General features: G+C 51.9%; 3 protein-coding genes and 1 pseudogene. All 4 read left to right on the top strand.

Features of this window, described 5'->3' with window-relative positions; genetic code table 11:
- Positions 1-312, top strand: a pseudogene (locus IFT80_RS21500) (hypothetical protein); the annotation flags it as partial.
- The gene (locus IFT80_RS21495) at positions 309-479 is read left to right on the top strand and encodes a hypothetical protein (protein WP_192138396.1); all 171 of its coding nucleotides are present in this window, start codon (positions 309-311) and stop codon (positions 477-479) included. The pseudogene IFT80_RS21500 and the gene IFT80_RS21495, both read left to right, overlap by 4 nt.
- A complete protein-coding gene (locus IFT80_RS21490) occupies positions 476-1,270 on the top strand; it encodes a hypothetical protein (RefSeq protein WP_192138394.1) in 795 nt (264 codons plus the stop codon). Before IFT80_RS21495 ends, IFT80_RS21490 begins: the two co-directional genes overlap by 4 nt.
- A complete protein-coding gene (locus IFT80_RS21485) occupies positions 1,267-1,437 on the top strand; it encodes a hypothetical protein (protein ID WP_192138392.1) in 171 nt (56 codons plus the stop codon). The genes IFT80_RS21490 and IFT80_RS21485 overlap by 4 nt, the downstream gene beginning before the upstream one ends.
- Positions 1,438-1,483 lie beyond the last annotated feature (46 nt).

Raw genomic sequence — 1,483 nt, 5'->3', positions numbered from 1 at the left:
CTCTACTGCAAAAACACCGACGCCCAGGGCAACGTTACGCGAGGCAAGCCGTTTGCCGCCTACACCCTTGATCAGCTACCAGGCAAAACCATCAAACTGAAGATCAAGCTGGCTGATGAGGAGAAACCCTACATGGGCGATACCTGGGTCAAGGTACCTGGAGGCTGGAAACGTTGCATGGGCAAGGGGTTCGAAGATCAGCACGCGTTTTGTTACGGAAATTACAAAGACTTCAGCACTTTCAAAATGGTAGATGACCGCGTCTGCACCATTTATCCCGGCTGCACCGAAAACAAGGAAGTGACCCCATGAGCCTTGCAACCTTGAAAGGCAGTGAGTTTTTGCTGATGAATAGCTTACAGGCATCGGATTACGCCCCACCAAAATGTTGGCTATCCCTGCCACACGAAACCCCGGCGATGCACTTTGACCGGGTTTATCACGAAACGCGGTATTGGCAGGGAGATGCCCCGGTATGACACGCGTCATTCACAGTTTGATTATCGGCAGTTGCCTTGCCCTGATTGTCGGCTGCTCAGCCGTTGGAAAGTCCAACACCTTTACCTTTACCGCCGACTTGCCTCCGGGCTTTGCCTATATGGCATTAGCGACCTACGTTCCAGCACCCGGGCAGTCCTGCAAACTAGACAAACGTGATAACCGAAAGTCACAGTTCAACCGGGAATGGTGGACTGAATACAAGCCTGATGCGCAGATTGAAATACGCCGCACCCGCAAAGGGTGCGAGTTGGTGTTGCACAGCATCGACCTTGAGATCAACGGGGTGTACGGAAAACACTTCGGGGACTCTGGCGGTGATTCCGGGTTTATCGCAGTACGGGATTATCTCGACGCTCACGACAAGGGCACCTTCAATGCTACTGGTGAAAGTCAGTTTTCCGGGCAGTGTCAGTGGTTTTTCCGCACGATTGGCCCCAAGCGCTACATAACCAAAATCCTCTACTGCAAGAACACCGACGCCCAGGGCAACGTTACGCGAGGCAAGCCGTTTGCCGCCTACACCCTTGATCAACTACCAGGAAAAACCATCAAACTGAAGATCAAGCTGGCTGATGAGGAGAAACCCTACATGGGCGATACCTGGGTCAAGGTACCTGGAGGCTGGAAACGTTGTATGGGCGAAAACTTTGAAGATCAATATGCCTTTTGCTATGGCAACTACAAAGACTTCAGCACTTTCAAAATGGTGGATGAACGCGTCTGCACCATTTATCCCGGCTGCACCGAAAACAAGGAAGTGACCCCATGAGCCTTGCAACCTTGAAAGGCAGTGAGTTTTTGCTGATGAATAGCTTACAGGCATCGGATTACGCCCCACCAAAATCTTGGCTATCCCAGCCACACGAAACCCCGGCGATGCACTTTGACCGGGTTTATCACGAAACGCGGTATTGGCAGGGAGACGCCCCGGTATGAAACGCGTCATTCACAGTTTGATTATCGGCAGTTGCCTTGCCCTAAT

The organism is Pseudomonas sp. CFBP 8771, assembly GCF_014841695.1.
Taxonomy (GTDB): Bacteria; Pseudomonadota; Gammaproteobacteria; order Pseudomonadales; family Pseudomonadaceae; genus Aquipseudomonas; species Aquipseudomonas baltica.
Note: the sequence above shows the minus strand (reverse complement) of the source record. Positions and strands in the feature narration are given on the sequence as shown.